The organism is Galbitalea sp. SE-J8 (assembly GCF_030345695.1).
GTDB lineage: Bacteria > Actinomycetota > Actinomycetes > Actinomycetales > Microbacteriaceae > JAUASV01.
In genome coordinates this window covers 133099-159857 of sequence record NZ_JAUASV010000004.1, presented here as the reverse complement: position 1 = coordinate 159857, position 26759 = coordinate 133099, and the positions used below count along the sequence as shown (strand labels likewise).

Sequence of the window (26759 nt, the reverse complement as noted above, 5' to 3'; positions counted from 1 at the left end):
AGGGGCGGCGAACTAGGCTGTACCGGTGAATCGGGCAGTGCGCATCGCGGCTCCGGCGGTGCTCGTGCTCGTCGCGGCGCTCGCCGCGATCGTGGCCCTCGCCTTCGGCGGCGGGGCGAACCCGAGCCTGCTCTCGAGCGCCGGTCCCGTGGTGCGCTGGGGGCTCCCGCTCGCCAACCTGCTGCTCGACCTCGGCGCGGCCGGAACGATCGGCGCGCTCGTCGTCGCGACGTTCGTCGTCGCGCCGAAGCGTGCGCGCAGCGCCGACCGGACCCGCGCCGACCGGGGCAGCGCCGACCGGGCCAGCGCCGACCGGGCCCGCGCGGGTCGGGCCCGCACCGACGAGTACGGCGCCGCACTCGACGTCGCCGCCGCATCCGCCGCGATCTGGACGGTCGCGGGCGCGCTCACCGCGTTCCTCTCGTTCCTCTACACGACCGAGGAGACGGTGTCGATCGACGACCGTTTCGGCCAGGTGCTCGGCACGTTCCTCACGCAGTACCAGCTCGGCCAGCAGCTGTTCGCGACCACGGTCATCGGCGCCGTGCTCACCGTGCTGTGCTTCGCGGTGCGCAACCACACCGCGATCGCGCTCATCGCGATCGGCGCGGTGCTCGGCCTCATCCCGCTCGCGCTCGGCGGTCACGCGGGCGGCACCGCCGACCACGACTCGGCGACGAGCGCGATCTACCTGCACATCGCGGCCGCCGCGATCTGGGTCGGGGGACTCGCGACGCTCGCCGTGGCATCCGTGCGCTTCGGAGTCGGTCGCGTCGCGACCCTGCTGCCGCGGTACTCGTCGATCGCGCTCGTCTGCTTCGTGGTCGTCGCGATCTCGGGCTACATCAGCGCCGCGATCCGGGTCGGCACGCTGTCCGCGCTCGCGACGCCGTACGGCGTGCTCGTGCTCGTCAAGGTCGCGGCGCTGCTCGCGCTTGGGCTGTTCGGCATCGTGCAGCGGCGCTTCCTCATCGGGCGGATGCTGCGCCCCGGCCGCCGCGAGAAGCCCTGGTTCTGGACGCTCGTCGTCGGCGAGCTCGCCTTCATGGGCATCGCGTCGGGCGTCGCGGCCGCGCTCGCGCGCACGGCGACGCCGGTCGACGAGCAGCCCGCGTCGGCCGACAACGGAGCGAGCCCGGCCGAGATCCTCACGGGCAGCCCGCTGCCGCCGCCCGTCACGCCGGCGCGGCTGGTCGAGCTGTGGAACGTCGACTCGCTGTGGCTCGTGGTCTGCGTGCTCGCGGCGGCCTTCTATCTCGCGGGCGTCATCCGTCTGCGTCGCCGCGGCGACCGCTGGCCGATCCACCGCACCGTGCTCTGGCTGCTCGGCCTCGCGGCGCTGTTCTACGTGACCAACGGCGGCGTCAACGTCTACGAGCGATTCCTGTTCAGCGCCCACATGAGCGCGCACATGGCGCTCACGATGGCGGTGCCGGTGCTGCTCGTGCCCGCGGCCCCGATCACGCTCGCCCTGCGCGCGATCCACCGGCGCGACGACGGATCCCGCGGCGGCCGCGAGTGGATCCTCGTGCTCGTGCACTCGCGCTTCTTCGGCATCCTCTCGAACCCGATCGTCGCGGCCGTGCTGTTCGCCGGCAGCCTCTGGGTGTTCTACTACTCGCCGCTGTTCCGCTGGGCGACGCTCGACCACGTCGGGCACGAGTGGATGACCATCCACTTCCTGCTCACGGGGTACCTGTTCGTGTTCGCGCTCGTGGGCGTCGACCCCTCGCCGAGGAAGGCGACGTACCCGATGAAGCTCATCGTGCTGCTCGGCACGATGGCGTTCCACGCCTTCTTCGGGCTGTCGCTGCTCAGCGGCACGAGCCTGCTGCTCGCCGACTGGTACGGCGCTATGGGCTGGGGCACGAACGCGATCGACGACCAGCAGACCGGCGGCGGCATCGCGTGGGGCATCGGCGAGGTGCCGACGGTCATCGTCGCGATGATCGTCGCCGTGCAGTGGTACCTCGCCGACGGACGCGAGCAGAAGCGGATCGACCGCAAGGCGGATCGCGACGGCGACGCCGACCTCAACGCGTACAACGCGATGCTCGCGCGCGCGGCCGAGCACGACGCGCGTGTGGACGGCGGCACGCGGTAGCGGCATCCGTTGTCGTGCCCCGTCCGACGGTATCGTGCTGCGTCCGACGATCAGGGGAGGGTGACGGATGCCGGCAGAGCTGTCGCCCGAGCAGCGGGCGGTCTACGAGCGCATCGAGACGACGATGGACAACATCTTCGTCACCGGCCGGGCGGGCACGGGCAAGTCCACGCTGCTGAACCACCTCGCGGCGAACACCTCGAAGCAGCTCGTGATCGCCGCGCCGACGGGCGTCGCGGCGCTCAACGTGGGCGGGCAGACGATCCACTCGCTGTTCCGGCTGCCGATCGGGGTGATCGCCGATCAGCAGATCCCGCAGACCGCCCAGACGCGCAGGCTGCTGTCGACGATCGAGACGCTCGTGATCGACGAGATCTCGATGGTCAACGCCGACCTGCTCGACGCGATCGACCGCTCGCTGCAGCAGGCCCGCGGCTCGCGGCTGCCGTTCGGCGGCGTGCAGGTGGTGCTGTTCGGCGACCCGTACCAGCTCGCGCCGGTGCCCGGCGACGGCGAGGAGCGGGCGTACTTCGCGGACCGCTACCGGTCGATCTGGTTCTTCGACGCCCGCGTCTGGGACGACACCGACCTCACGATCTTCGAGCTCACGACCGTGCACCGGCAGAACGAGCCCGAGTTCCGCTGGATGCTGAACGCCGTGCGGCACGGCATGGTGACGGCCGAGATCGCCGGGGCGCTCAACGGCGCAGGTGCCCGGGCGGTGCCCGACGGCAGCGTCATCACGCTCGCGACGACGAACGCCACGGTGAACCGGATCAACGCGACCGCCCTCGGCCGGCTGCCGGGACGCTCGCTCACCGCGCGCGCCGAGATCGAGGGCGACTTCGGCGGCCGGTCGTACCCGGCCGACGAGGCGCTCGAGCTCAAGGTCGGGGCGCAGGTGATGTTCCTGCGCAACGACCCCGATCAGCGCTGGGTGAACGGATCGATCGGCACCATCCGCACGATCGACGCGACCGTGGGCGTCGAGGTCGACGGCGAGCGGCACGAGGTGACGCCCGCGACGTGGGAGAAATACCGCTATTCGTACGACTCCGTGTCGAAGCGGCTGTCGAAGGATGTCGTGGCCGAGTTCACGCAGTTCCCGCTGCGGCTCGCCTGGGCGGTCACCATCCACAAGTCGCAGGGCAAGACCTACGACCGCGCCGTCGTGGACCTCGGCCAGCGCTCGTTCGCTCCGGGCCAGACCTACGTCGCGCTCTCCCGGCTCACGTCGCTCGACGGGCTGTACCTCACGCGCCCGCTGCGCCCGAGCGACATCATCGTCGACCCGGAGGTCGTGCGCTTCATGTCCCGCGTGGCCCCCATCCCCGGCGCCCGGGCGTAGTCCCCTCGACCTGGATTCGGGACGGGAACGGGGACGGACCCCCCGGCCGGAGCGTCAGGCGATCGCGGCGCCCGCATCCTTCGCGTGGGCGAGGTCGCTGAACAGCTCCGTGTTGAACCGGTAGGCGAGCATGACCTCGTCGATCACGCGCTCGCGCTCCGCCTCGCTCCAGGCGACGGTGTCGAGCTGCTCGCGGTAGCGATCCTTGAACTCCCTCGGCTTCGCGATCTGATCGAAGAGGTAGAACCCCACGCCGTTCGTCTCGAAGCCGAACTGCCGCTGCATGAGCGTGCGGATGATCTGCCCACCCGACAGGTCGCCCAGGTAGCGCGTGTAGTGATGCGCGACGAAGCCGCCGGCCCAGCCCTCGGCGGCGACCTCGTCGATGCGGGCCACGTACGCCACGGTCGTCGGCAGCGGCGCGATCCGGTCGCGCCATCCGTCGCCGAGCAGGAAGGCGAGGTCCGCCTCGAGGGCGGGCAGACGGATGAGGGCGGGCGCGATGAACGCGGCCGCGACCGGGTCGACGGCGAACCGCGCGCTCGCGGCCTCGAGCGCCTCGTAGATGAAGTAGTGCTGGACCACGAGGGACACGTAGTCGCTCTTCGAGCCCGTGCCCGTCATGAGGTCATCCATGAACGACGCGCCCTCGCTCTCGGCGTGGCCGCCGCGGGTGCGCTCGCGCAGCGCCTGTGAGAACGGAATGACGGTCATGCGGGCTCCCTGGTTAGGTAACCCTAAGTTTAGGGGGTCAGTGCGGGCGCGGCGCCACCCCGAGCCGCTCACAGGCCCGCTCGTAGAGCACCACGACCTCACGACGGATGCCGGGGCGCTCGCTGATCGGACCGTTCGGCCACGGCACCTCGAGCAGGCGCTGATCGCCGCCGACCGTGAAGATCCACACCCCCTCGTCGCCGTTGAGGTCCGTCATCATCGCCGTCTCGGCGTCGGGATCGCCGAACGCGCGCGCGATGAGCAGGTTGTCGTCGGGGTGGTCGCCGTTCATGTGGGCGAGCACGGCGCCGACGATCTCGGGGGCGAAGGAGAGGGGCACGCGTCGAGGGTAGCGGGCGCTCTCCGCGCGAGCCGGGTCAGTCGCCCAGGTGCGCGTCGAGGAACGCCGTCGAGCGGGCGAACGCGAGCGCGGCGGCGTTCTTGTCGAAGTTCTCCTTCGCCGTGGCGTTCGCGAACCCGGCGCGCGTGCCCGCGTAGCGGAACGAGCTCACCGGGGTGCCGTGGTCGCCGAGCCGTTCGATGAAGGCCGCGACCTCGTCGGGATCGTCCGGCGTCTCGGGCAGCTGCAGCAGCACCGGGCAGGGCACGAGGCCGTGCTCCTCGTCGGCGAGGGACGCGTAGTAGGCGACCACGGCATCCGCCGCCCCGGTCTGCGCGGCGAGCAGCGCGAGCCGCCCGCCCGGGCCGAAGCCGAGCAGGCCGACACGCTCCGAGCCGGCCGCGCGCTCGGCGTCGGCGATGCGCGCGATCGTGTCGATGACGTCGTCGTCCGCGACCCGGCCGCAGAGCTCGGCCGCTGACGGCGGATCGATGGTCGCGACGCCCTCGTACAGATCCGGCACCGCGACGCGGAAGCCCTGCGCGGCGAGCGCCTGGGCGAACGGCTCGAGCCCGGGAAGGCGCCCGTACTCGTCGTGCAGCACGACGACGAGCGCGTCGCCCGCGTCACCGTAGGTGAGCGCGACACCCGGTGACGGGATGGGCACGAGCTCCGGCATGGCACGACTTTAGTCGCGCCCGCGGTGCGGTCGACGGATGCCCCCGCGGCATCCGTCTCAGCGTCGCCCGCGCACCGCGCGCGCTTCGCGCACCGCACGCGCCGCGCGCTGCGCCCACCGCACGAGCGGCGACGCGAACAGCACGAACAGCGCGAAGAAGTTCACGTCCGGCACGAGCGTGCCGATCAGCAGCGCGACGACGAACTCGGCCGTGATCACGGCGCTCGTGCGCACGCGGCTCGCCGGCACCGGGTTGCCGGGGTCCTGAACGATGGTGCTGCGGCGCACGATCGCGGCGATCGCGAGCAGCACCGCGCTCGACGCGGTGAGCGTGCCGATGTAGAACGCGACGACGACGGATGTGGCCGGCCAGCCCGCGATCATCGCGCTCGGCAGCGGCAGCAGCACGATCGTGAACGCCCACGCGACACTGAGCCAGCGCAACGAGGGCGTGTATGCGCGCACGTGCTCGAACAGGGTGTGGTGCACGAACCAGAGCCGGGCGATGATCGCGAAGCTCAGGGCGAACGCGAGCAGCGACGGCACGCTCTCACGCAGGAAATCGGCCGCATCGGCGCCCTCGGCCTGCGCCTCGCCGACCCGGTCGACGACCGGCAGGATGAGCAGCGTGATCGCGATCGCCGCGATCGCGTCGGTGAAGTACGTCAGGCGATCGAGGCCGCGCTCCGTCTGCATGCGTGTCAGGGTAGCGAGGCCCTCGCCCGCACCGGGTAAGCTCGACGCCGCACCACTTCGCGGATGTAGTTCAATGGCAGAACTTCAGCTTCCCAAGCTGATAGCGCGGGTTCGATTCCCGTCATCCGCTCCGACCAGCACTTTTCCGGGCGCGTCCCGCACCCTCTGAGCCCCGCGGGAGCCTCTCCCCGCTATTTACTCGCTGAATTCAGCGAACTGCGCGAGAGCCGCCGGCGCGTCCGGGCGCGGACCCCGCCTGCCGGAGGATCACATCGCGACCCGCTACCGCGGTGGCCGCCACCTCGACGATCCGGTCGCGCCGCTGCGGTTCGGGGCGGGAGCGCCGGCCGCCCGGTGACTCCGCTCGGGTCAGCGATGCGGTGCGGCGCAGGTCTGACCGCGTCGAAACCCGCCGCGAAACGCGGCCGACGCGCTCCGTATGCTGGGCGCATGCTGCTGAGCGACCGCGACATCCGTGCCCAGATCGAGGCGGGGCGCATCGGGATCGCGCCGCTCGACGTCGCGATGGTGCAGCCGTCGAGCATGGACGTGCGCATCGACCGGTACTTCCGGTTGTTCGACAACCACAAGTACCCGTTCATCGATCCGGCCGAGAATCAGCCCGAGCTCACGCGGCTCATCGAGGTCGATCCGGAGCGGCCGTTCATCCTGCACCCGGGGGAGTTCGTGCTCGGATCGACGTACGAGCAGGTGACGCTGCCCGACGACATCGCGGCGCGTCTGGAGGGCAAGTCGTCGCTCGGGCGGCTCGGCCTCATCACGCACTCGACGGCGGGCTTCATCGATCCGGGGTTCTCGGGGCACGTGACGCTCGAGCTCGCCAATGTCGCGACCCTGCCGATCAAGCTGTGGCCGGGCATGAAGATCGGGCAGCTGTGCTTCTTCCAGCTGTCGTCGCCGGCCGAGCATCCGTATGGCACGGGTCCCGGGCTCAACCGCTACCTCGGGCAGCGCGGGCCGACGGCGAGCCGCTCGTTCCAGAACTTCCACCGCACGGATGTCACGGCGACGGATGCGGGATCGCTCGGCGGCTGACCGCTCGTGCCCGGTCGCGTGTGAGGACGATCTGTGCGTGTGAGGTCGATCTGCGGCGTCCTCACGCGCGCAGATCGTCCTCACACCGAGGAGGTCAGTAGCCCGGGGCGCCGTCCGCGGGCGGGGCGGCCGCGCCGGTCTCCTCGGCGACGATCGCCGCGGTCCCCGAGACGCCGAGACGGCTCGCGCCCGCCTCGATCATCGCGAGCGCGACCGCGAGCGAGCGGATGCCGCCCGACGCCTTCACCTGCGCGCGGTCGCCGACCGTCCGCTTCATGAGCCGCACGGCCTCCACCGACGCTCCTCCGGCCGGGTGGAAGCCCGTCGAGGTCTTCACGAAGTCGGCGCCCGCCGCGACCGCAGCCTCGCTGACCGCGACGATCTCGGCATCCGTCAGCGCGGCGGACTCGATGATCACCTTGAGCACCTTCGGCGCCGGGACGACCGAGCGCACGGCCGCCACCTCGGACTGCACCTCGCCGAAACGGCCCTCCTTGGCGAGCCCGATGTCGATGACCATGTCGATCTCGTCGGCGCCGAGCGCGATCGACTCCGCTGCCTCGAACGCCTTCACCTGCGCGGTGTGCTTTCCCGACGGAAAGCCGCACACCACCGCGACCTTGAGCCCCGGGGGCACCGCGAGCGGCAGCATCGAGGGCGAGACGCACACCGAGTAGGCGCCGACCTCGGCCGCCTCCGCGATGAGGGCGGCGACGTCGGCGTGCGTCGCCTCCGGCTTGAGCAGGGTGTGGTCGACGACGGATGCGATGGAGGGCATGGCGGCAGGGTAACGCGGTGCGGGGGCGGGCGCCGATTCGAGGGGCGTCGCCTGGAGCACGTGAGCCGGTGGTCGACGGGCGCGGGCGAGGCGCGGGTGCGCGGCGCGGACCGCTCAGCCGTCGGGGCGGAGGCGCGCGAGCTGCTCGAGCTGCCAGCCGAACCAGGGGCTGAACGCGAACGGGGCCGCGGCGACCGCGTCGGCGAGGGCCGCGGGCTCGACCCAGGCGAACTCCGCGACCTCCGCCGGGTTCGGCACCACGGCATCCGTCGTCAGCGCGCGGTAGACCGGGCAGATCTCGTGCTCGACGATGCCGGATGCGTCGACGGCCCGGTAGCGGAAGTCCGGCAGGATCAGCTCGACCCCGGTCACGCGGATGCCGAGCTCGTCGGCGGCGCGGCGCGACAGCGCATCGACGGGGGACTCGGCGGGCGTCGGGTGGCCACAGAACGCGTTCGTCCACACGCCCGGCCAGGTCGCCTTGCTGAGCGCGCGGCGGGTGACGAGCACGCGCCCGTCGGCGCCGAACACGTGGCACGAGAACGCGAGGTGCAGCGGAGTCTCGCGGGTGTGGACGCTCGCCTTGTCCGCGGTGCCGATGCGCTGACCGTCGTCCGAGAGCAGCACGACGAGCTCCGGGTGCTGAGATGCGGTCACGGTACTCTCACGGGATGGAGGCGGCGGGCGGAACGAGCACGACCACCGCGCGGCGCTCGGGCGAGCCGACGTCCTCTCGCGAGCGGCCGGCGCGGGTCGGCGCTGTGCTCGGCCGTGTGCTCAGCCTAGCCACGCGCCGCCGGGCGGGCGGCGGGCGCGGCGCGTGCTCCGCGCGTGCGCGCGGCCGCGTCCCGCGCGCGCTGCCGGGACGCGCGGCGGTGCCCGCCGCACGCCAGCGCGTGCTCCAGGGGCGGTCGCGGTGACCGCGCTGACCCGGCTGTCGCTCTACGACGAGGTGGCGGAGCAGACCGCGAGCGGAGTCATCCGTCGCTACTCGACGTCGTTCGGCCTCGCCGCCCGCATGCTCGACCCGGGCTCGCGGCGGCACATCGAGAACGTGTACGCCCTCGTGCGCGTCGCCGACGAGATCGTCGACGGACCGGCCGCCGAGGCCGGGCTCGACCCGCTCGAGCGGGCCCGCGCGCTCAACGCCCTCGAGCGCGAGACCTACCACGCGATCGAGCACGGCTTCAGCGCGAACCTCGTCGTGCATGCCTTCGCCCGCACGGCGCGCGAGACCGGCATCGACCGCGACATGGTCGCGCCGTTCTTCGCGTCGATGCGCCTCGACCTCACCGAGCAGCGCTACGACGAGGCCGGGTTCGCGCGCTACGTCTACGGCAGCGCCGAGGTCGTGGGTCTGATGTGTGTGCGCGCATTCCTCGCCGGATCCGCCGAGACGGGAGCGGATGCCGATGCCCGCTACGCCGCGCTCGCGCCGGGCGCGCGGGCCCTCGGCGCCGCTTTCCAGAAGGTCAACTTCCTGCGCGACCTCGCCGCGGACTTCGACGGGCTCGGACGCAGCTACTTCCCAGGGGTCGACCCGGGCACGTTCGACGACGGCACGAAGCTGCGCCTGCTCGACGACATCGACGCGGACCTCGCGGTCGCGGCATCCGCCATCCCGCTGCTGCCGAGCGGATGCCGCCGGGCCGTCGCCCTCGCGCACGGGCTGTTCGCCGAGCTCAGCCGCCGCCTGCGGGCGACACCCGCCGCCACGGTGCGCAGCTCGCGGGTGCGGGTGCCGCATCCGGTGAAGCTCCGCATCGCCGCCACGACCTGGGTGCGTGCGCGGTGAGCCGCATCGTCATCATCGGCGCGGGCATCGCGGGGCTCGCGTCCGCGGCGCTGCTCGGCCGGCAGGGACACGAGGTCACGGTGCTCGAGCAGCGCGACGAGGTCGGCGGTCGCGCGGGATCGTGGACGGATGCCGGCTACCGCTGGGACACCGGTCCCAGCTGGTACCTCATGCCCGAGGTGTTCGACCACTTCTACCGGCTGCTCGGCACGAGCGCCGAGGAGCAGCTCGGTCTCGTCACCCTCGATCCGGGCTACCGGGTGTTCTTCGAGGGGTCGCGCGAGCCGGTCGACGTCGCGGCGTCGCGCGAGGAGAACGTCGCGCTGTTCGAGGCGATCGAGCCGGGCGCCGGCGCGCGGCTCGGGCGGTACCTCGACAGCGCGGCGGAGACGTACGAGCTCGCGAAGCGGCGGTTCCTGTACACGACGTTCGCGCGCATCCGCCGGTCGTTCGCGCCCGACGTCGTGCGGCGGGGCGCGCGTCTCGTGACGCTCCTGACCACACCGCTCTGGCGACGCACCCGCCGGGTCGCGCGCGATCCGCGGCTGCGGCAGATCCTCGGGTACCCGGCCGTGCTGCTCGGCACGTCGCCGTTCGCGGCGCCGAGCATGTACCACCTGATGAGCCACCTCGACCTCGAGGGCGGCGTGCTCTACCCGATGGGCGGGTTCGCGCGGGTGATCGAGTCGATCGCCGACCTCGCGCGGGCGAACGGCGCCGACATCCGCACGGGCGTCGCGGTGCGCGAGATCGTGCTCGATGCGGGACGGGCGACGGGCGTGCGCACGGATGCCGGGGTCGTCGCAGCGGACGTCGTCGTGAGCGCCGCCGACCTGCACCACACCGAGACCGCGCTGCTGCCGCCCGAGTCCCGGACGTACGGCGAGCGGTACTGGGCTCGGCGCACGCCCGGCCCCTCCGCGCTACTGCTCTACCTCGGCGTCGACGGCGACGTGCCCGAGCTCGAGCACCACACGCTGCTGTTCGCGCGCGACTGGAAGCGCGGATTCGGCGCGATCTTCGGGCGACATCCGCGGGTGCCCGAGCCGGCGTCGCTCTACGTGTGCAAGCCGAGCGGTATCGATCCGGATGTCGCGCCCGAGGGCTCGACGAACCTCTTCGTGCTCGTGCCGCTCGCCCCGGTGCCGCGCGCGCCGGTGCCGCGCGTGCCTGTGCCGCGCGTTCCTGTGCCGCGCGTGCAGGTGGCGGCCGTGCCGCAGGTGGGCCCCGGTGGCCGGTTCCGGCGCGACGCTGGCGGCGTGACGGCTGTGCCGCAGGGAGGGGCGCGGGGCGACGCGGAGATCGAAGCCCTCGCCGATCGGGTGATCGATCAGCTCGCGTCGTGGGCCGGCATCCCGGACCTCCCGTCGCGCATCCGGGTGCGGCGCACCGTGGGCCCGGGCGACTTCGAGCGCGAGCTCAACGCCTGGCGTGGCACGGCGCTCGGGCCAGCCCACACGCTGCGGCAGAGCGCGTTCTGGCGCGCGCGCAATGCGTCGAAGCGGGTCGCGGGGCTGTACTACGTGGGCGGGTCGACGATCCCGGGCATCGGATTGCCGATGTGCCTGATCAGCGCCGAGGTGCTCGTCAAGCGCCTCACGGGTGACGCGTCGACCGAGCCGCTCGAATCGCTGCCGCGCCTGCTCGGCCCGCCGCCGGGCGTGCTCGGCCCGACGGACGCGGTGCGCTGACGTGGGCGCGCTCTACCTGGTCGCGCTCGCGATCGCGCTCGCCGGGATGGTCGTGCTCGACCGCCGGTTCCGGCTGTTTTTCTGGCATCCGGCGCCGCACTCGGCGCGCCGGGCCGGAATCGTGCTCGTCGTCGGCGTCGTGTTCTTCCTCGGCTGGGATGTCGCCGGCATCCGTCTCGGCATCTTCTTCCGCGGCGAGACGGCCTTCATGACCGGCGTGCAGCTCGCGCCCGAGCTGCCGCTCGAGGAGGTGCTCTTCCTCACACTGCTCTGCTACCTGGCGATGAACGCCTACGGCGCGCTCGCGCGCGTCATCCCGCTGGTTGAGGAGCGCACGAGCGCAGCGAGGCCGCGTCTCGAAACCACGACCCGCGACACCGGGGAGCACGGATGACGTACTGGGCTCTCGACGCCGTCTTCCTCGCCGCGGTCGTCGTCGTCGCACTCGTGGCGCTCGCCGTGCGCCGGCCCCCGCGTCCCCTGGCGCTCGCCGCGGGTCTCGCCGTCCTGCTGCTGCTGACGGTCGTGTTCGACAACGTGATGATCGGCGTCGGCCTCGTCGCCTACGACCCCGCGCGCATCAGCGGGGTCTTCGTCGGCGCGGCTCCGCTCGAGGATTTCGCGTACGCGGTCGCGGCGGCCGTGCTGCTGCCCTCGCTGTGGGCGCTGCTCTCGCCGCGGCGGGGGTCCCAGGGATGATCCGGCGGCTGCTCGTCTCGTCCCGACCGCTGAGCTGGGTGAACACGGCGTTCCCGTTCGCGGCGGCGTACCTGCTCGCGAACGGGTCGATCGACGCGGCGTGGATCGTCGGCACGGTGTACTTCCTCGTGCCGTACAACCTCGCGATGTACGGCATCAACGACGTGTTCGACTACGAGTCCGACCTGCGCAACCCGCGCAAGGGCGGGGTCGAGGGCGCCCTGCTCGACCCGCGGATGCACGGCGTCACCCTCGTCGCCGCGATCGTGACCAATGCGCCGTTCCTCGTGGCGCTCGTCGTGCTCGGGGTGCGGCATCCGCTCTCCTGGATCGTGCTCGCGGTGAGCGCGTTCGCGGTCGGCGCCTATTCGGCGCCGGGCCTGCGCTTCAAGGAGCGGCCGTTCCTCGACTCGCTCACGTCGTCGACGCACTTCGTGTCGCCGGCGGTCTACGGGCTCGTGCTCGCCGGGGCGGCATTCACGCCGCAGCTCTGGCTGCTGCTCGCGGCGTTCTTCCTCTGGGGGATCGCGAGCCACGCGTTCGGCGCCGTGCAGGACGTGCTGCCCGACCGCGACGCCGGCATCGCGTCGATCGCGACCGTGCTCGGCGCGCGCGCGACGGTGCGGCTGGCGGCCGTCGCGTACTGGATCGCGGGCGTGCTCCTGCTGGCGACCTCGTGGCCGGGACCGTTGGCATCCGTTCTCGCGCTGCCGTACGCGGTGAGCTGCGGTGTCTACTGGAACATCACGGATGTCGGCAGCGCGCACGCGAACCGCGGCTGGAGGCGCTTCCTCTGGCTCAACTTCGCCACGGGCTTCGTCGTGACCCTGCTGCTCATCTGGTTCGCGCTTGCGCGAACGTGACAGCGCGGCCGCGCTTGCGCGAACGTGACAGCGCAGCCGCGCTCGCGCGAACGTGACAGCGCGGCCGCGCTTGCGGGGACGGGGTGGCGGGGCCGGGCGTGCTCGCGGGGACGGGGTGGCGGGGCCGGGCGTGCTCGCGGGGACGGGGTGGCGGTGCCGCGGGCCGTGCTCACGGGATGACGCATCGGGTTCACGTGGACGTGACGCCGCCGCGGTCGCGTTAATCGCTCGGCCGGATGAGGCAGAACGGATGCCCCGCCGGGTCGAGGTAGACCCGGAAGCCCCGCTCCTTGACGCCCGTGTCGGTCGCGCCGAGCTCGAGTACGGCCCGCTCGGCGCTGTCGAAGTCGTCGACGCGCACGTCGATGTGGATCTGCTGCGGTTTGTCCTGGCCGGGCCACTGCGGCGGGGAGTACTCCTGGTCGACCTGCTGGAAGGCCATGAGCGGATGGGCGTCGCCCTCGCGGGCGATCTCGGTCCAGTCGTCGTCCCACCCGACGATCTCGGCGCCGAGCAGCTCGGAGTAGAACCGGGCGAGCGCCTTCGGGTCGGGACAGTCGACGATGAGCATCTCGTATGTGCCGATCATGTCCGCACGCTACGCCCCGCCCCCGACACGCGGCCAGCGCCCGCCTGCGATCAGGGATGCCCGTTGGCAATCAGGGGATGCCCGCTGGCTAATCACGGAAATGCAGGAGCGCGCGCCGGGATGCGCGCGTTGTCGCCCACAGTGACGCGGGAGCAGCGGCGCGAACTCGCGGGGGCTCCTGCATTTCCGTTGTCCGGGGAGGGGAAGCGGCGGGGGATCGGCCGCACCCCGCCCGCCCGGCCCGGCCCCGACACGCGGCCAGCGCCCGCCGGCGACCACGGAGATGCCTCAGGCGATCAGGGGATGCCCGCTGGCTAATCACGGAAATGCAGGAGCGCGCGCCGGGATGCGCGCGTTGTCGCCCACAGTGACGCGGGAGCACCGGCGCGAACTCGCGGGGGCTCCTGCATTTCCGTTGTCCGGGGAGGGGAAGCGGCGGGGGAGCGGCCCGGAAACAGGCCATCGGCGCGGGCCGCCCCCCGTCGCGGCCTGCCGCACCCGGCTCGCTCGACCCTCTCGGCCCGCCGGGGTGGCTCGCGCGAGCAGCGAGCGTGCTGCGGCCTGGGCTGGTCCGACGAAGCAGCACAGGATGAGGCCGAAGATCCAGAACAGGGTCTCACGTCACTGAATCGATGGTTCTCGTATTCGCTGTGAATGGAGGCACGGCCTCTGGCGCGGCGATGAATGACCTCCATTACGGCAACTATCTTCGTGTGACAGCGACTACGGCCACCCTCTACTCTCTGTATGCTCATCTCTACAGCCAATGGTGGACCAATGGTCAGCCCGTCGCAAAGTGTGCGTCGATCGGGTATACCGGAAGCACCGGCGACTATGCAGACGGGGCGCACCTTCACTTTTCTATGGCCGCACACTGGTATGGATGGTCTGATGCAAACACAACGTTCTTCGACACCAAGGTTCTTCTAGCGAACAATGGCATTGACTGGCAAGCCAGCCATAATCGCCACGATCCCTATGCGGGCGCCGATCTGCACGTTGACCCTATATACGAATGAGGCGCTAGTGTTCAATGCGCGGATGAAATTTGCGGGTGCCATCGCGCTTTCGCTAGTCGTATCGGGGTGCGCGGAGACGGGCACCCCAGGCGCGGCCCAACTAGCGGAGGCCTACCCAGATGACGGATCGACGATGACCGCGGAATATCGTCACCCGGCGAACGAGGAAAACGTCGAGCAGCTCGTTCCCGTTGGTGACAATGAGAGTGCGCCGTGGGCCGTTCTCCTGAGCGATAGGCGTTCCGCTCAGATGTTCATTGCGTACGTAGCCGGGTATGGAGACTCAGATCTCGGGTGTGGCGGGCACATCGGGACTCAGGTCGATGAGTCAGAAGACCGCATAATGATAACCGCAGTCACGTCCGCCGCGCGCGCTGACGCCGATTGTTCGGGTCCTCCCCGGATCGAAGGCGGTTGGTTCACACTCTTTGAGCCCATTGGGGATCGCACGCTGATGCACGCCGCCGTCTCGGACGAATGGGCGAAAGCAAGGTCTGCCCTTCGCACGGAGTTCGTAACGCCCGAGCCGACGCCCTCAATAACGGCAACGTACCAGGGCGCCGCCAGCTGCGACTCGTTGGCAGGACCAGAAGCGGTCGCTTCTATAAAGCGGAAAGGGCTCGTGAGTCACGCGCGCGAAGCGACAGAGTCCGCGGCACTTGAACCTGGAGGGCTGGAATACCAATTCCTTCAGCGCGGTGGGATAATTTGTTCATAGGGTGAACCGGATAACCCTGCTCCTGCCGGCGGTATCGCATACGGCCCGCTCGATGATCTCGGCCGAGATTCCGAGTACGCGTTCGTTGGTGAGCGAGCGAACCAGTGGGGTTTGGTCGAGGCCCGAGATAAATCTACCCTGACGTTCCACGACCGGGACTCAGCCACCAGCGTCGTCTTCGGTGACGACTACTGGCTCTACGTGTTCGACGCCGGGGCAGGGCTGGACGTAGCCGACGTGGTGCCGAATGTTCCTTCCGGTGGCTAGGGCGCGACCTCAGGATCGCGCTGCGCCGCGGCCGCCGATGCGTACGAGCGCCGTGAGCAGGAGGCCTGCGAGCAGCACGATGAGGATGCCGAGGATGCCCCAGTAGGTCGCCCCGAAGAGGGAGATGAAGAGCGTCCAGAGCGCGGGGGTGAGGAACGAGACGGCGCGCCCGGTTGTGGCGTACAGGCCGAACACCTCCCCCTCTCGGCCCGCCGGGGTGGCTCGCGCGAGCAGCGAGCGTGCTGCGGCCTGGGCTGGTCCGACGAAGCAGCACAGGATGAGGCCGAAGATCCAGAACAGGGTCTGTCCGCCGTCGTGGCCGACGAGCACGACGAGTGCGACGAGGCTGAGCGCGCCGAGCGAGGTGAGGATGACGGCGCGTGGCCCGAAGCGGTCGTCGAAGCGGCCGGAGATGATCGTCGAGACCCCGGCGACGAGGTTGGCCGCGATGCCGAACACGATGACGTCCTGCGCGCTGAAGTGGAAGACGACGGATGCGATGACCGCGCCGAACGTGAACACCCCGGCCAGGCCGTCGCGGAACACCGCCGACGCGATCAGGAACCAGAACAGCTGTCGCTCGTCGCGCCAGATGCGGGCGATGTCGCGCACCAGCTCGACGTAGCTCGCGAAGAAGTTCACCCGGGCGCGCGCCGGCCCGGCGGGCGGCTCGGGCACGTTGACGAACAGCGGGATCGCGAACACGATCGCCCACACCATGCAGCCCACGGCGATGAGCCGGTAGGCGAGGCCGTTCGACGTGTCGAGCCCGAACCAGTCGAGCGCGTTCAGCACGACCACGACGACGAGCGTGAGGATGCCGCCGATGTAGCCGAGTCCCCAGCCGAGGCCGGAGATGCGGCCGACGGTCGCGGGGGTCGACACGTGCGGCAGGAGGGCGTTGTACTGCACGCCGGCGATCTCGTTGAGCACGCTCCCGACGCCGACCAGGGCGACGCCGAGCACGAAGTAGGCGGGATCGGCCTGCACGAAGAACAGCGCACCCATGGCGAACGCGACGAGGAGCGTCGTGATCGCGAGCCAGCGCTTGCGGTTGCCCGCGGCATCCGACCGCTGCCCGATCACGGGCGCGAGCACGGCGACGGCGATGCCGGCGATCGTGATGGCGAGGCCGAGCCCGCTCGACAGGTCGGCGACGGCGCGATCGTAGGCCGGCCCGGATGAGGGCGTGCCGACCGGCAGGAAGTCGTCGCCGACGAGGTAGAGCGCCGTGAAGACGAAGGTGAGGATGACGGTGTTGAACGGCTGGTTCGACCAGTCCCAGAACGCCCACGAGATCACCTGCCTGCGCGGGATCGTGCGCGGCGGGGACTGCGGGGGCGCATCCGTCATGGCGCTCACCCTAGTGGCGGCGGGTGGCCGGAATGCCGCCGAACCGCCCGCCGACGCCCCGCCGGAGAAGTTGAGTCGGATCGTATCAAGAACGACTTGACATCCGGGCGCGCGGTGCCGCACACTGGGATGGCGCGAACTTGACAGCTCGCGACTCAAGTCACGGTGCGAACCGCGACCACCAGACCTAGAACCACACGAAATCCAGGAGAGCGAACCAGCAATGGCACGAGCAGTAGGAATCGACCTCGGCACGACGAACTCCGTCGTCTCCGTTCTCGAGGGTGGCGAGCCCACCGTCATCGCGAACGCCGAGGGCTTCCGCACCACGCCCTCGGTCGTCGCGTTCACCAAGGACGGCGACGTCCTCGTCGGCGAGACCGCGAAGCGCCAGGCCGTCACGAACGTCGACCGCACCATCTCGAGCGTCAAGCGCCACATGGGCACCACGTGGACGGCCGACATCGACGGCAAGAAGTACACGCCGCAGGAGATCTCGGCCCGCATCCTCGCGAAGCTCAAGCGCGACGCCGAGCAGTACCTCGGCGAGCCGGTGACGGATGCCGTCATCACGGTGCCCGCGTACTTCAACGACGCCGAGCGCCAGGCCACCAAGGATGCCGGCGAGATCGCCGGCCTCAACGTGCTGCGCATCATCAACGAGCCCACGGCCGCCGCGCTCGCCTACGGCCTCGACAAGGGCAAGGCCGACGAGCTCATCCTCGTCTTCGACCTCGGTGGCGGCACGTTCGACGTGTCCCTGCTCGAGGTGGGCAAGGACGACGACTTCAGCACCATCCAGGTGCGCGCGACCGCCGGCGACAACCGCCTCGGCGGCGACGACTGGGACAACCGCATCGTCGACTGGCTCGTCACGCGCTTCAAGGAGTCGACCGGCGTCGACGTGAGCAACGACAAGATCGCCAAGCAGCGCCTCAAGGAGGCCGCGGAGCAGGCGAAGAAGGAGCTGTCGTCGTCGACCACGACCAACATCCAGCTGCCCTACCTGTCGCTCACCGCCAACGGCCCGGCCAACCTCGACGAGACGCTCACGCGCGCCAAGTTCGAGGAGCTCACCAAGGACCTGCTCGAGCGCACCAAGAAGCCGTTCCACGACGTCATCCGCGAGGCCGGCATCTCGGTCGCCGACGTCTCGCACGTCGTGCTCGTCGGCGGATCGACCCGCATGCCCGCGGTCGTGGAGCTCGTCAAGAGCCTCACCGGCGGCAAGGAGCCCAACAAGGGCGTCAACCCGGATGAGGTCGTCGCCGTCGGCGCGGCCCTCCAGGCCGGCGTGCTGAAGGGCGAGCGCAAGGACGTGCTGCTCATCGACGTGACCCCCCTGAGCCTCGGCATCGAGACCAAGGGCGGCATCATGACGAAGCTCATCGAGCGCAACACCGCCATCCCGACCAAGCGCAGCGAGACCTTCACGACCGCCGACGACAACCAGCCGTCGGTCGCCATCCAGGTCTTCCAGGGCGAGCGCGACTTCACGCGCGACAACAAGGCGCTCGGCACGTTCGAGCTCACCGGCATCGCGCCCGCTCCCCGCGGCATCCCGCAGGTCGAGGTGACCTTCGACATCGACGCCAACGGCATCGTGCAGGTCAGCGCGAAGGACAAGGGCACCGGCAAGGAGCAGACCATCACGATCACCGGAGGCAGCTCGCTGTCGAAGGACGACATCGAGCGGATGGTGCGCGAGGGCGAGGAGCACGCCGCGGAGGACAAGCGCCGCCGCGAGGCCGCCGAGGTGCGCAACAGCGCCGAGCAGCTCGTGTACCAGACCGAGAAGGTCATCGCCGACAACGCCGACAAGCTGCCCGACGACGTCAAGACGAGCGTGCAGGCGGATGTCGACGCGCTCAAGACGGCGCTCGCGGGCGACGACGAGGCGGCCGTGAAGTCGGCGAACGACGCGCTCGTCGCGAGCCAGCAGAAGCTCGGCGAGGCGCTCTACGCGGCGACCGAGACGGCCGGCGCGACCGCCGCCGACGAGGCCACGGACTCCGACGAGGACATCGTCGACGCCGAGGTCGTGGACGACGACGAGACCAACCCGTCGTCGGGCTCAGGACAGCGGAAGTAGGAACCCGATGACCGACGACGACAAGAAGCCCGAGGAGACCCCGGAGACCGACGCGTCAGCGGAGTCGTCGCTCGAGCAGGACCCGGTCGAGGAGGGCGAGGTCGGCAACGACGACCTCGCCCCCGAGGACCCGGCCGACACCGCGCTGAGCGAGGCCGACGAGGCGCTGCTCTCCACGACGGCGGCCGACATCGTGGCCGAGATGCGCACCGACATGCTGCGCGCCCAGGCCGAGCTCGTGAACTTCCGCCAGCGCGTCGAGCGCGACCGCGCCGCCAACCGCGACGCGGTCATCGCCGAGGTGCTGCGGGCGTTCCTGCCGGCGCTCGACGACCTGTCCCGCGCCGAGAAGCACGGCGACCTGGCCGGCGGGCCGCTCGAGCTCGTCGCGAACAAGATCCGCGGCGGCTTCGAGCGCTTCGGGCTGACGCAGATCGGCGAGCAGGGCGAGGAGTTCGACCCGCACGTGCACGAGGCGGTCGTGCAGCTGCCGACCCCGGGTGCCACGGGCTCGACGGTGGCGGATGTGATCGACCCGGGATACAAGATCGGCGAGCGCGTCATCCGTGCCGCCAAGGTCGCGGTCGCGGTCCCGGCGGAGTGATCCGGAGCGAGTAGGAACAGATGGCAAGTCAGGACTGGTTCGACAAGGACTTCTACCAGGTCCTGGGTGTGGCCAAGGACGTGAGCGCGGCCGACCTCAAGAAGGCGTACCGCAAGCTCGCGCGCCAGTACCACCCCGACTCGAACCCCGGCGACGCCGCGGCCGAGGCCCGGTTCAAGGAGATCAGCGAGGCCAACTCGGTGCTCTCCGACCCGGAGCAGCGCCGCGAGTACGACCAGGTGCGCGCGATGGGCTCGGGCGCCCGCTTCACGGCGGGCGGCCAGCCCGGGGCCGGCGGCGGGTTCGAGGACATCTTCAGCGGGCTGTTCAACCAGGGCGGCGGCGGTCGCACCACGTTCCGCACCTCCCAGGGCGGGGGCGACTACGACGACATCCTCGGTGGCATGTTCGGCGGAGGCCGGTTCGGTCAGCCGTCGGGCGGCTTCCGCGGCGCCGGCGGCCCCACCCCGGGGGCGGATGTCGCGGCGAGCATCACCCTGGACTTCGACCAGGCGATCACCGGCGACACCGTGCAGCTCTCGGTCGGGCACCGCGCCAAGCCGCTCACCGTGCGCATCCCCGAGGGGGTCGCGAGCGGTCAGAAGATCCGGCTGCGGGGCAAGGGCGAGCCGAGCCCGGACGGCGGCGCGCCCGGCGATCTCGTGCTCGACGTGACCGTGCGACCGCATCCGGTGTTCGAGCGCGACGGGCTCAACCTGCGCGTCGACGTGCCCGTCACGTTCGTCGAGGCGACCCTCGGCGCGACGATCGAGGTGCCGACCCTGACCGGCGACGTCGTCAAGCTCAAGGTCGCGGCGGGCACGCCGTCGGGTCGCGTCCTCCGGGTCAAGGGACGCGGCGTCTCGACCTCGAAGGGCACGGGCGACCTGCTCGCGACCGTCGTGATCGCGGTGCCGTCGCACCTCTCGGCCGAGGCGACAGCGGCACTCGAGGCGTTCGCCGCCGCGAGCCCGGACGACAATCCGCGCGAGGCGCTGCTGGAGAAGGCGAAGGCCTGATCGTGCCCACGCCCTTCGACGCCGCGTCGTTCGACGAGCACGCCCCGGTCTTCGCCATCACCCTGGCGGCGGAGCTCGCGGGCATGCACCCGCAGACCCTGCGGCAGTACGACCGGCTCGGTCTGGTGAGCCCGCGTCGCACGGCGGGCAAGTCGCGGCGCTACTCGATGCGCGACATCGCGCAGCTGCGGGAGATCGGCACGCTCGTCGGCGAGGGGCTCAACCTCGAGGGCATCCGCCGCATCCTGCAGCTCGAGAACCGGGTCGCGGCGCTGTCGGAGCGCGTGCGCGAGCTCGAGCACGCGCTCGCCGAGCAGCTGCTGCAGAAGCCCGGCGCCCGGGTGTTCGCGGCGCGCACCGACGGCGACGTCGTGTCGCTGAAGGCGGGCACGCGCGTGCATCGGTCGAACGAGATCGTGGTGTGGCGACCGTGACGATGCTCCTCGAGTCGCTGCGGCGCTACCCCGACGTGGAGGCCGACAACCTGTTCGCGTGGGACGCGAGCGACCGCCTGATCCTCGCGCGGTGGAGCTCAGAGCGGCGCGCCGGCGTCGGCGCTGGCGCGCCAGCGCCGAGCGGGCCCGTGAGCGAGGGTTCCGAGCTGGTTGTCATCAACGACAACTACGGCGCGCTCACGCTGGGCGCCGCAGCGGCCATGGGCGCCGGGCGTCCCGCGGGAGCCGCGGCCGACAGCATCCGCGTCTACCAGGACGACCTGCTGGGCGAGCTGGCGCTCGGGCACAACGCCCGGGCCGCGGGCTTCACCGGCTACGACTCGCACCCGCTCGACGAGACGCTGCTCGCCGGCGCGCGCACGGTGCTCATGCAGCTGCCGCGCTCGCTCGACGAGCTCGACGACATCGCCCGGGCGATCGCCGCGTGGGCCGCGCCCGACGTGACGGTCTACGCCGGCGGACGCATCAAGCACATGACCGTCGCGATGAACGACGTCTTCCTGCGGTACTTCGATCGCGTCGACGTCTCGCTCGCGCGCCAGAAGTCGCGCGTGCTCACGGTCACGGGCGGCGTGGGCCGAGTCACGCCGCCCGTCCCGCGCGAGCGGGAGCACGACGGGCTGCGCGTCGCGGCGTTCGGCGGCGTCTTCGCGGGCACCTCGATCGACGCCGGCACCCGGCTGCTGCTCACGGTGCTCCGAAGGGCGAGACCCGACGCGCGGGATGCGATCGACCTCGGATGCGGCACGGGCGTGCTCGCCGCCTCGCTCGCGCTCGCCCGGCCCGGGCTGCGCGTGACCGCGACCGATCAGTCGCGGGCGGCCGTCGCATCCGCTGCCCGCACCGCCGGGCTCAACGGCGTCGCCGACCGTGTCGAGGTCGTGCGCGACGACGGACTCGCCTCCCGGCCCGACGCGAGCGCCGACCTCATCGTGCTCAACCCGCCGTTCCACATCGGCGCGGCCGTGCACACCGGCCTCGCGCAGCGGATGTTCGCCGACGCGGCCAGGGTGCTGCGGCCCGGCGGTCAGCTGTGGACGGTGTTCAACAGCCACCTCGGCTACCGGCGCGAGCTCGCGCGCGTCGTCGGCCCCACCGACCTCGTGACCCACGACTCCACGTTCACGGTCACCGCATCCACGAAGCAGAACGAGAAGGACAGCAATGGCCAACATGCAGGGCGCTCCCGGCACCGATGAGGAGCAGAAGTCCGCTCTCGAGCGGTACGGCGTCGACCTGACCGCGATCGCGAAGAGCGGCAAGCTCGACCCGGTCATCGGACGCGACGCCGAGATCCGGCGCATCAGTCAGGTGCTCACGCGCCGCACCAAGAACAACCCCGTGCTCATCGGCGAGCCCGGCGTCGGCAAGACCGCCGTCGTCGAGGGCCTCGCGCAGCGCATCGTCGCGGGGGACGTCGCCGACAGCCTCAAGGGCAAGCGGCTCGTCTCGCTCGACCTCGCCGCGCTCGTCGCCGGCGCGAAGTACCGCGGCGAGTTCGAGGAGCGGCTGAAGGCCGTGCTCGCCGAGATCAACGCATCCGACGGCGAGATCATCACGTTCATCGACGAGCTGCACACGCTCATGGGCGCGGGCGGCGGCGACGGCTCGGTCGCGGCATCCAACATGCTCAAGCCCATGCTGGCCCGCGGCGAGCTGCGTCTGATCGGCGCGACGACCCTCAACGAGTACCGCGAGTACATCGAGAAGGATGCCGCGCTCGAGCGCCGCTTCCAGCAGGTGTACGTCGGGGAGCCATCCGTCGAGGACACCATCGCGATCCTCCGCGGGCTCCAGGGCCGGTACGAGGCGCACCACAAGGTCGCGATCGCCGACAGCGCGCTCGTCGCGGCGGCCGTGCTCTCGAACCGCTACATCCCGTCGCGGCAGCTGCCCGACAAGGCGATCGACCTCATCGACGAGGCGGCGTCGCGGCTCAAGATGGAGATCGACTCCAACCCCGTCGAGCTCGACGAGCTCAACCGCGCGCTCGACCGGATGCGGATCGAGGAGCTCGCGCTCAAGAAGGAGAAGGACCCCGCGTCGAAGGCGCGCCTCGAGAAGCTGCGCTCCGACATGGCGGAGATCCAGAAGCGCCGGGACGACATGCAGGCCCGGTGGGATGCGGAGAAGGGCTCCCTGCACAGCGTCGGCGACCTCAAGTCCCGCCTCAACGAGGCCGAGATCGCGCGCGACCGCGCCCTGCGCGAGCTGCGCTACCAGGATGTCTCGAAGCTCGAGTACGAGGTCATCCCCGACATCCAGCGGCAGATCGCGACGGCCGAGAAGATCGAGCAGGCCGGACCCCGGATGGTGAACGAGAAGGTCACCGACGAGGACATCGCGGCGGTCGTGGCGGCCTGGACCGGCATCCCGGTCGACAAGCTGCGCCAGGGCGAGACCGAGCGGCTGCTCGGGCTGGAGAACGAGCTCGGCAAGCGACTGATCGGACAGAAGGATGCGGTGCGCGCCGTGTCCGAGGCCGTTCGGCGCACGCGGGCCGGCATCTCCGATCCCGACCGGCCGACCGGCTCGTTCCTGTTCCTGGGCCCGACGGGCGTCGGCAAGACGGAGCTCGCGAAGGCGCTCGCGTCGTACCTGTTCGATGACGAGAAGGCGCTCGTGCGCATCGACATGAGCGAGTACGGCGAGAAGTTCGCCGTGTCGCGCCTCGTCGGCGCCCCTCCCGGCTACGTCGGGTACGAGCAGGGCGGACAGCTCACGGAGGCCGTGCGGCGCCGCCCGTACTCCGTGATCCTGCTCGACGAGGTCGAGAAGGCGCATCCGGAGGTCTTCGACCTGCTGCTGCAGGTGCTCGACGACGGGCGGCTCACCGACGGTCAGGGCCGCACGGTCGACTTCCGCAACACCATCCTCATCCTCACGTCGAACCTGGGCAGCCAGTACCTCGTCGACCAGTCGCTCACCTGGGAGCAGAAGAACGAGGCCGTGCAGGAGCTCGTGCGCCAGGCCTTCAAGCCGGAGTTCGTGAACCGCCTCGACGACATCGTCGTGTTCGCGCCGCTGACCGCGGAGGACCTGGGTCAGATCGTCTCGCTCTACATCGACCGGCTCGAGCGGCGGCTCGCCGACCGCCGGCTGTCGCTCGCGGTCACGCCCGAGGCGCGGCTCTGGCTCGCCGAGCGCGGCTACGACCCGGTGTACGGCGCGCGGCCGCTCCGCCGGCTCATGCAGCGCGAGATCGACGACCGGCTCGCGAAGTCTCTGCTCGCGGGCGACATCCGCGACGGCGACACGGTGCGCGTCGACCTCGTGGGCGACGACCTCGCGGTCACGCGGATGGAGCCCGCCGCGGCCTAGCGCGCCCCTCCGCCGGTCGAGTACCCCGCGCGCCTGCGCTGGTCGAGGAGCCCGCGCCTGCCTCCGTTGGTCGAGGAGCCTGCGAGCGGAGCGAGTCGGCGTCTCGAGACCATCCGTTAGTGCGGGTGGGGTGGTGTGGTCTCGAGACGCGGGCGACGTCGTCGCGCGCTCCTCGACCGGCGGGTTGGGGGTGCTTGCGTTGGTCGAGGAGCCTGCGAGCGGAGCGAGTCGGCGTCTCGAGACCATCCGTTAGTGCGGGTGGGGTGGTGTGGTCTCGAGACGCGGGCGACGTCGTCGCGCGCTCCTCGACCGGCGGGTTCGGGGTGCTTGCGTTGGTCGAGGAGCCTGCGAGCGGAGCGAGTCGGCGTCTCGAGACCATTCGTTAGTGCGGGTGGGGTGGTGTGGTGTGGTCTCGAGACGCGGGCGACGTCGTCGCGCGCTCCTCGACCAGCGGGGCGGGTGCGCGCTCCTCGACCAGCGGGGCGGGTGCGCGCTCCTCGACCAGCGTGTCGGCGGGCCGGGGTGCGCGCCCCGACCGGCGGCGGGCGCCGGGAGGGTCAGACGGCGCCGAGGATGGCGTGGAAGACCGAGAGCAGGATGATCGCGAGGATCGGCAGCCAGGTCGCCGGGCGCTTCACGTGCGTGAGCAGGATCGTGAACAGTGCGGTGAGGATGAGCGCCACCCACGGCACGAGGTAGCCGAAGGTGCGGAGCACCTCGTCGTGCCACAGCAGCGCGGCCGAGCTCTGCCAGAACACGACGACGATGAGCGCCATCCCGAACGTGATCGCCCCGAGGACGTCGGGGACCGAGAGCTGGCGGGCGTCGCGGGCGGAGTACGTGCTCATGGGACCCGACATTACCGCGGCCGGCGCCGTCATCCGAACGGCGCGAACTCGTAACCCGAGCGCAACACACCGATCGCTAGCGTGGAAGGCCATCCGCGAACCGGCCGGCGTCGGGTCGCCCATCGTGAGAGGAGCCGACCGATGACTGACATCGCCGACGAACTGGAGAACGAACGGGAGCTCACCGGCGACCGTGGCAACGCCGAGCACGAGTTCGCGGGGGAGGATGCCGGGTACCACAAGACCCTGCGGCCGCGGCAGATCCAGATGATCGCCATCGGCGGGGCGATCGGCACCGGCCTCTTCCTCGGCGCCGGCGGCCGGTTGCACGACTACGGCCCCGCGCTCATGTTCGTCTACCTGCTGTGCGGGGTGTTCGCCTTCCTCATCCTGCGCGCGCTCGGCGAGCTCGTGCTGCACCGGCCGTCGTCCGGCTCGTTCGTCAGCTACGCCCGCGAGTTCTACGGCGAGAAGTTCGCCTACGCGGCCGGCTGGATGTACTTCCTCAACTGGGCGATGACGAGCATCGTCGACACGACCGCCGTCGCGATCTACGTGCGCTTCTGGGGCCAGTACGTGCCGTTCCTCGCCGCCGTGCCGACCTGGCTGACCGCGCTCGTGGCCCTCGTGGTCGTGCTCTCGCTCAACCTCGTCTCGGTGCGGCTGTTCGGCGAGATGGAGTTCTGGTTCTCGCTCATCAAGGTCACCGCGCTCGTCGCGTTCCTCGTGATCGGCATCGTCTTCCTGGTGTTCGTGCACCACACCGACATCGGCGACACCGGGTTCGCGGTCGTCGGCGACAACGGCGGCCTGTTCCCCGTCGGCCTGCTCGCGCCGCTCATCGCCGTGAGCGGCGTCGTGTTCGCCTACGCGGGCATCGAGCTCGTCGGCACGGCCGCGGGCGAGACCGCGGAGCCCGCGAAGGTCATGCCCCGCGCGGTCAACACGGTCATCGTGCGCATCGCCGTGTTCTACGTCGGCAGCGTGCTGCTGCTCTCGCTGCTGCTGCCGTACACCACCTACTCGAGCGACTCGTCGCCGTTCGTGACGTTCTTCCAGCACGCCTGGGGAGCGGATGTCGGCGCCGTCGCGTCATCCATCATGAACTTCGTCGTGCTCACCGCGGCGCTCTCGAGCCTCAACGCGGGGCTCTACTCGACGGGCCGGATCCTGCGCTCGATGTCGGCCAACGGCTCGGCCCCGCGCTTCGTGGGCGTCATGAACCGCAACGGCGTGCCGTACGGCGGCATCCTGCTCACCGCCGCGATCACGGTGCTCGGCGTTGTGCTCAACGCGTTCCTCGGCGCGACGGAGGCGTTCGAGGTGGTGCTCGAGGTCTCGGCGCTCGGCATCGTCGGCGGCTGGGCCACGATCATCCTGTGCCAGATGCGGCTGCGCACCTGGGCGGCGCAAGGCAAGGCGACGCGACCGAGCTTCCGGATGCCGGGGGCCCCGGTGACCTCGTGGATCACCCTCGCCTTCCTCGCGCTCGTGCTCGTCACCCTCGGTTTCACGAGCACCGGCCGATGGGTGCTCGCGTCGCTCGTCGTGCTCATCCCGCTGCTCATCGTGGGCTGGTTCTCGCAGCGCAAGCGCATCATGGAGGCGGCCGCGGTCCGGGAGGGCTACACGGGGGCGGCGCCCGTGCTCGGTCTCACGGTCGGCGAGATCGCCGGCTCCGACCCGGCGCCGCCCGCGAGCTGACGGTCGG

At 70.9% G+C, this 26759-nt stretch carries 25 protein-coding genes and 1 tRNA gene; 17 read left to right on the top strand and 9 right to left on the bottom strand.

The window, feature by feature from the left end:
- Positions 1 to 25: 25 nt before the first annotated feature.
- Positions 26 to 2104 (top strand): bifunctional copper resistance protein CopD/cytochrome c oxidase assembly protein, encoded by a 2079-nt coding sequence (locus QT381_RS04700; RefSeq protein ID WP_289247575.1) that lies wholly within the window; start codon positions 26 to 28, stop codon positions 2102 to 2104.
- Positions 2105 to 2171: 67 nt separating this feature from the next.
- Complete coding sequence (locus QT381_RS04695; protein WP_289247574.1) at positions 2172 to 3452, top strand: ATP-dependent DNA helicase; 1281 nt, start codon at positions 2172 to 2174, stop codon at positions 3450 to 3452.
- Positions 3453 to 3506: 54 nt separating this feature from the next.
- On the opposite strand, the gene QT381_RS04690 is transcribed toward QT381_RS04695, so the two are convergent.
- The 4 genes from QT381_RS04690 to QT381_RS04675 are packed head-to-tail and all read right to left on the bottom strand — an operon-like array spanning position 3507 to position 5881.
- Positions 3507 to 4166, bottom strand: coding sequence for a biliverdin-producing heme oxygenase (locus QT381_RS04690; protein WP_289247573.1), 660 nt, complete (start codon positions 4164 to 4166; stop codon positions 3507 to 3509).
- A 37-nt stretch (positions 4167 to 4203) separates the two neighbouring features.
- Positions 4204 to 4506 (bottom strand): DUF2470 domain-containing protein, encoded by a 303-nt coding sequence (locus QT381_RS04685; RefSeq protein ID WP_289247572.1) that lies wholly within the window; start codon positions 4504 to 4506, stop codon positions 4204 to 4206.
- A gap of 37 nt (positions 4507 to 4543) precedes the next feature.
- Positions 4544 to 5185, bottom strand: a complete 642-nt coding sequence (locus tag QT381_RS04680; protein WP_289247571.1) for a dienelactone hydrolase family protein — start codon at positions 5183 to 5185, stop codon at positions 4544 to 4546.
- A 57-nt stretch (positions 5186 to 5242) separates the two neighbouring features.
- On the bottom strand, positions 5243 to 5881 hold the full coding sequence (locus QT381_RS04675; protein WP_289247570.1) for a TMEM175 family protein: 639 nt from the start codon (positions 5879 to 5881) through the stop codon (positions 5243 to 5245).
- A gap of 59 nt (positions 5882 to 5940) precedes the next feature.
- Here QT381_RS04675 and QT381_RS04670 point away from each other — a divergent pair.
- Positions 5941 to 6011 (top strand) — tRNA-Gly (locus QT381_RS04670).
- Between the two features lie 320 nt (positions 6012 to 6331).
- Positions 6332 to 6937, top strand: a complete 606-nt coding sequence (dcd, locus tag QT381_RS04665) for a dCTP deaminase (RefSeq protein ID WP_289247569.1) — start codon at positions 6332 to 6334, stop codon at positions 6935 to 6937.
- Positions 6938 to 7031: 94 nt separating this feature from the next.
- On the opposite strand, the gene deoC is transcribed toward dcd, so the two are convergent.
- The gene (gene deoC / locus QT381_RS04660; RefSeq protein WP_289247568.1) at positions 7032 to 7715 is read right to left on the bottom strand and encodes a deoxyribose-phosphate aldolase; all 684 of its coding nucleotides are present in this window, start codon (positions 7713 to 7715) and stop codon (positions 7032 to 7034) included.
- 114 nt (positions 7716 to 7829) lie between these two features.
- Positions 7830 to 8372 carry an isopentenyl-diphosphate Delta-isomerase gene (gene idi, locus QT381_RS04655; protein ID WP_289247567.1) on the bottom strand — a complete coding sequence of 181 codons (543 nt, stop codon included), beginning with the start codon at positions 8370 to 8372 and terminating at the stop codon, positions 7830 to 7832.
- A 259-nt stretch (positions 8373 to 8631) separates the two neighbouring features.
- Here idi and QT381_RS04650 point away from each other — a divergent pair, with 259 nt between their 5' ends.
- Genes QT381_RS04650 through QT381_RS04630 form a run of 5 tightly spaced genes read left to right on the top strand, consistent with a single transcriptional unit; the run spans position 8632 to position 12763 of the window.
- Positions 8632 to 9510 (top strand): phytoene/squalene synthase family protein, encoded by an 879-nt coding sequence (locus QT381_RS04650; protein WP_289247566.1) that lies wholly within the window; start codon positions 8632 to 8634, stop codon positions 9508 to 9510.
- Positions 9507 to 11201 carry a phytoene desaturase family protein gene (gene crtI / locus QT381_RS04645; RefSeq protein ID WP_289247565.1) on the top strand — a complete coding sequence of 565 codons (1695 nt, stop codon included), beginning with the start codon at positions 9507 to 9509 and terminating at the stop codon, positions 11199 to 11201. Before QT381_RS04650 ends, crtI begins: the two co-directional genes overlap by 4 nt.
- A gap of 1 nt (position 11202) precedes the next feature.
- Positions 11203 to 11595 carry a lycopene cyclase domain-containing protein gene (locus tag QT381_RS04640; protein WP_289247564.1) on the top strand — a complete coding sequence of 131 codons (393 nt, stop codon included), beginning with the start codon at positions 11203 to 11205 and terminating at the stop codon, positions 11593 to 11595.
- A complete protein-coding gene (locus QT381_RS04635) occupies positions 11592 to 11900 on the top strand; it encodes a lycopene cyclase domain-containing protein (protein WP_289247563.1) in 309 nt (102 codons plus the stop codon). The genes QT381_RS04640 and QT381_RS04635 overlap by 4 nt, the downstream gene beginning before the upstream one ends.
- On the top strand, positions 11897 to 12763 hold the full coding sequence (locus QT381_RS04630) for a prenyltransferase (RefSeq protein ID WP_289247562.1): 867 nt from the start codon (positions 11897 to 11899) through the stop codon (positions 12761 to 12763). Before QT381_RS04635 ends, QT381_RS04630 begins: the two co-directional genes overlap by 4 nt.
- A 220-nt stretch (positions 12764 to 12983) precedes the next feature.
- Here the strand turns inward: QT381_RS04630 and QT381_RS04625 are convergent, their stop codons facing one another.
- Positions 12984 to 13352, bottom strand: a complete 369-nt coding sequence (locus tag QT381_RS04625; RefSeq protein WP_289247561.1) for a VOC family protein — start codon at positions 13350 to 13352, stop codon at positions 12984 to 12986.
- A gap of 632 nt (positions 13353 to 13984) precedes the next feature.
- Here QT381_RS04625 and QT381_RS04620 point away from each other — a divergent pair.
- The gene (locus QT381_RS04620; RefSeq protein ID WP_289247560.1) at positions 13985 to 14371 is read left to right on the top strand and encodes a M23 family metallopeptidase; all 387 of its coding nucleotides are present in this window, start codon (positions 13985 to 13987) and stop codon (positions 14369 to 14371) included.
- A gap of 994 nt (positions 14372 to 15365) precedes the next feature.
- Here the strand turns inward: QT381_RS04620 and QT381_RS04615 are convergent.
- Entirely contained in the window at positions 15366 to 16709 is a 1344-nt protein-coding gene (locus tag QT381_RS04615; RefSeq protein ID WP_289247559.1) for an MFS transporter, read from the bottom strand.
- Between the two features lie 223 nt (positions 16710 to 16932).
- Here QT381_RS04615 and dnaK point away from each other — a divergent pair, with 223 nt between their 5' ends.
- The 6 genes from dnaK to QT381_RS04585 are packed head-to-tail and all read left to right on the top strand — an operon-like array spanning position 16933 to position 24200.
- A complete protein-coding gene (dnaK, locus tag QT381_RS04610) occupies positions 16933 to 18801 on the top strand; it encodes a molecular chaperone DnaK (protein ID WP_289247558.1) in 1869 nt (622 codons plus the stop codon).
- 7 nt (positions 18802 to 18808) lie between these two features.
- Entirely contained in the window at positions 18809 to 19405 is a 597-nt protein-coding gene (locus tag QT381_RS04605; protein ID WP_289247557.1) for a nucleotide exchange factor GrpE, read from the top strand.
- Between the two features lie 20 nt (positions 19406 to 19425).
- Positions 19426 to 20424, top strand: a complete 999-nt coding sequence (locus QT381_RS04600) for a DnaJ C-terminal domain-containing protein (protein WP_289247556.1) — start codon at positions 19426 to 19428, stop codon at positions 20422 to 20424.
- Between the two features lie 2 nt (positions 20425 to 20426).
- Complete coding sequence (locus QT381_RS04595) at positions 20427 to 20858, top strand: heat shock protein transcriptional repressor HspR (RefSeq protein WP_289247555.1); 432 nt, start codon at positions 20427 to 20429, stop codon at positions 20856 to 20858.
- A complete protein-coding gene (locus QT381_RS04590; RefSeq protein WP_502877443.1) occupies positions 20855 to 22078 on the top strand; it encodes a class I SAM-dependent methyltransferase in 1224 nt (407 codons plus the stop codon). The genes QT381_RS04595 and QT381_RS04590 overlap by 4 nt, the downstream gene beginning before the upstream one ends.
- Positions 22044 to 24200, top strand: coding sequence for an ATP-dependent Clp protease ATP-binding subunit (locus QT381_RS04585; RefSeq protein ID WP_289247554.1), 2157 nt, complete (start codon positions 22044 to 22046; stop codon positions 24198 to 24200). The genes QT381_RS04590 and QT381_RS04585 overlap by 35 nt, the downstream gene beginning before the upstream one ends.
- Before the next feature lie 557 nt (positions 24201 to 24757).
- Here the strand turns inward: QT381_RS04585 and QT381_RS04580 are convergent.
- Positions 24758 to 25048, bottom strand: coding sequence for a hypothetical protein (locus tag QT381_RS04580; protein ID WP_289247553.1), 291 nt, complete (start codon positions 25046 to 25048; stop codon positions 24758 to 24760).
- Positions 25049 to 25189: 141 nt separating this feature from the next.
- On the opposite strand from QT381_RS04580, the gene QT381_RS04575 reads away from it, so the two are divergent.
- Positions 25190 to 26752 (top strand): amino acid permease, encoded by a 1563-nt coding sequence (locus QT381_RS04575; RefSeq protein WP_289247552.1) that lies wholly within the window; start codon positions 25190 to 25192, stop codon positions 26750 to 26752.
- Positions 26753 to 26759 lie beyond the last annotated feature (7 nt).

Bases quoted from the DNA above. Each gene is read 5' to 3' on its own strand.
- dcd (WP_289247569.1), top strand. From the start codon at position 6,332: ATGCTGCTGAGCGACCGCGACATCCGTGCCCAGATCGAGGCGGGGCGC.
- QT381_RS04585 (WP_289247554.1), top strand. From the start codon at position 22,044: ATGGCCAACATGCAGGGCGCTCCCGGCACCGATGAGGAGCAGAAGTCC.
- QT381_RS04625 (WP_289247561.1), bottom strand. From the start codon at position 13,352: ATGATCGGCACATACGAGATGCTCATCGTCGACTGTCCCGACCCGAAG.
- dnaK (WP_289247558.1), top strand. From the start codon at position 16,933: ATGGCACGAGCAGTAGGAATCGACCTCGGCACGACGAACTCCGTCGTC.
- QT381_RS04605 (WP_289247557.1), top strand. From the start codon at position 18,809: ATGACCGACGACGACAAGAAGCCCGAGGAGACCCCGGAGACCGACGCG.
- QT381_RS04620 (WP_289247560.1), top strand. From the start codon at position 13,985: ATGGTTCTCGTATTCGCTGTGAATGGAGGCACGGCCTCTGGCGCGGCG.
- QT381_RS04575 (WP_289247552.1), top strand. From the start codon at position 25,190: ATGACTGACATCGCCGACGAACTGGAGAACGAACGGGAGCTCACCGGC.
- QT381_RS04680 (WP_289247571.1), bottom strand. From the start codon at position 5,185: ATGCCGGAGCTCGTGCCCATCCCGTCACCGGGTGTCGCGCTCACCTAC.
- QT381_RS04600 (WP_289247556.1), top strand. From the start codon at position 19,426: ATGGCAAGTCAGGACTGGTTCGACAAGGACTTCTACCAGGTCCTGGGT.
- QT381_RS04580 (WP_289247553.1), bottom strand. From the start codon at position 25,048: ATGAGCACGTACTCCGCCCGCGACGCCCGCCAGCTCTCGGTCCCCGAC.
- QT381_RS04635 (WP_289247563.1), top strand. From the start codon at position 11,592: ATGACGTACTGGGCTCTCGACGCCGTCTTCCTCGCCGCGGTCGTCGTC.
- QT381_RS04690 (WP_289247573.1), bottom strand. From the start codon at position 4,166: ATGACCGTCATTCCGTTCTCACAGGCGCTGCGCGAGCGCACCCGCGGC.
- QT381_RS04630 (WP_289247562.1), top strand. From the start codon at position 11,897: ATGATCCGGCGGCTGCTCGTCTCGTCCCGACCGCTGAGCTGGGTGAAC.
- QT381_RS04675 (WP_289247570.1), bottom strand. From the start codon at position 5,881: ATGCAGACGGAGCGCGGCCTCGATCGCCTGACGTACTTCACCGACGCG.
- QT381_RS04695 (WP_289247574.1), top strand. From the start codon at position 2,172: ATGCCGGCAGAGCTGTCGCCCGAGCAGCGGGCGGTCTACGAGCGCATC.
- deoC (WP_289247568.1), bottom strand. From the start codon at position 7,715: ATGCCCTCCATCGCATCCGTCGTCGACCACACCCTGCTCAAGCCGGAG.
- QT381_RS04615 (WP_289247559.1), bottom strand. From the start codon at position 16,709: ATGACGGATGCGCCCCCGCAGTCCCCGCCGCGCACGATCCCGCGCAGG.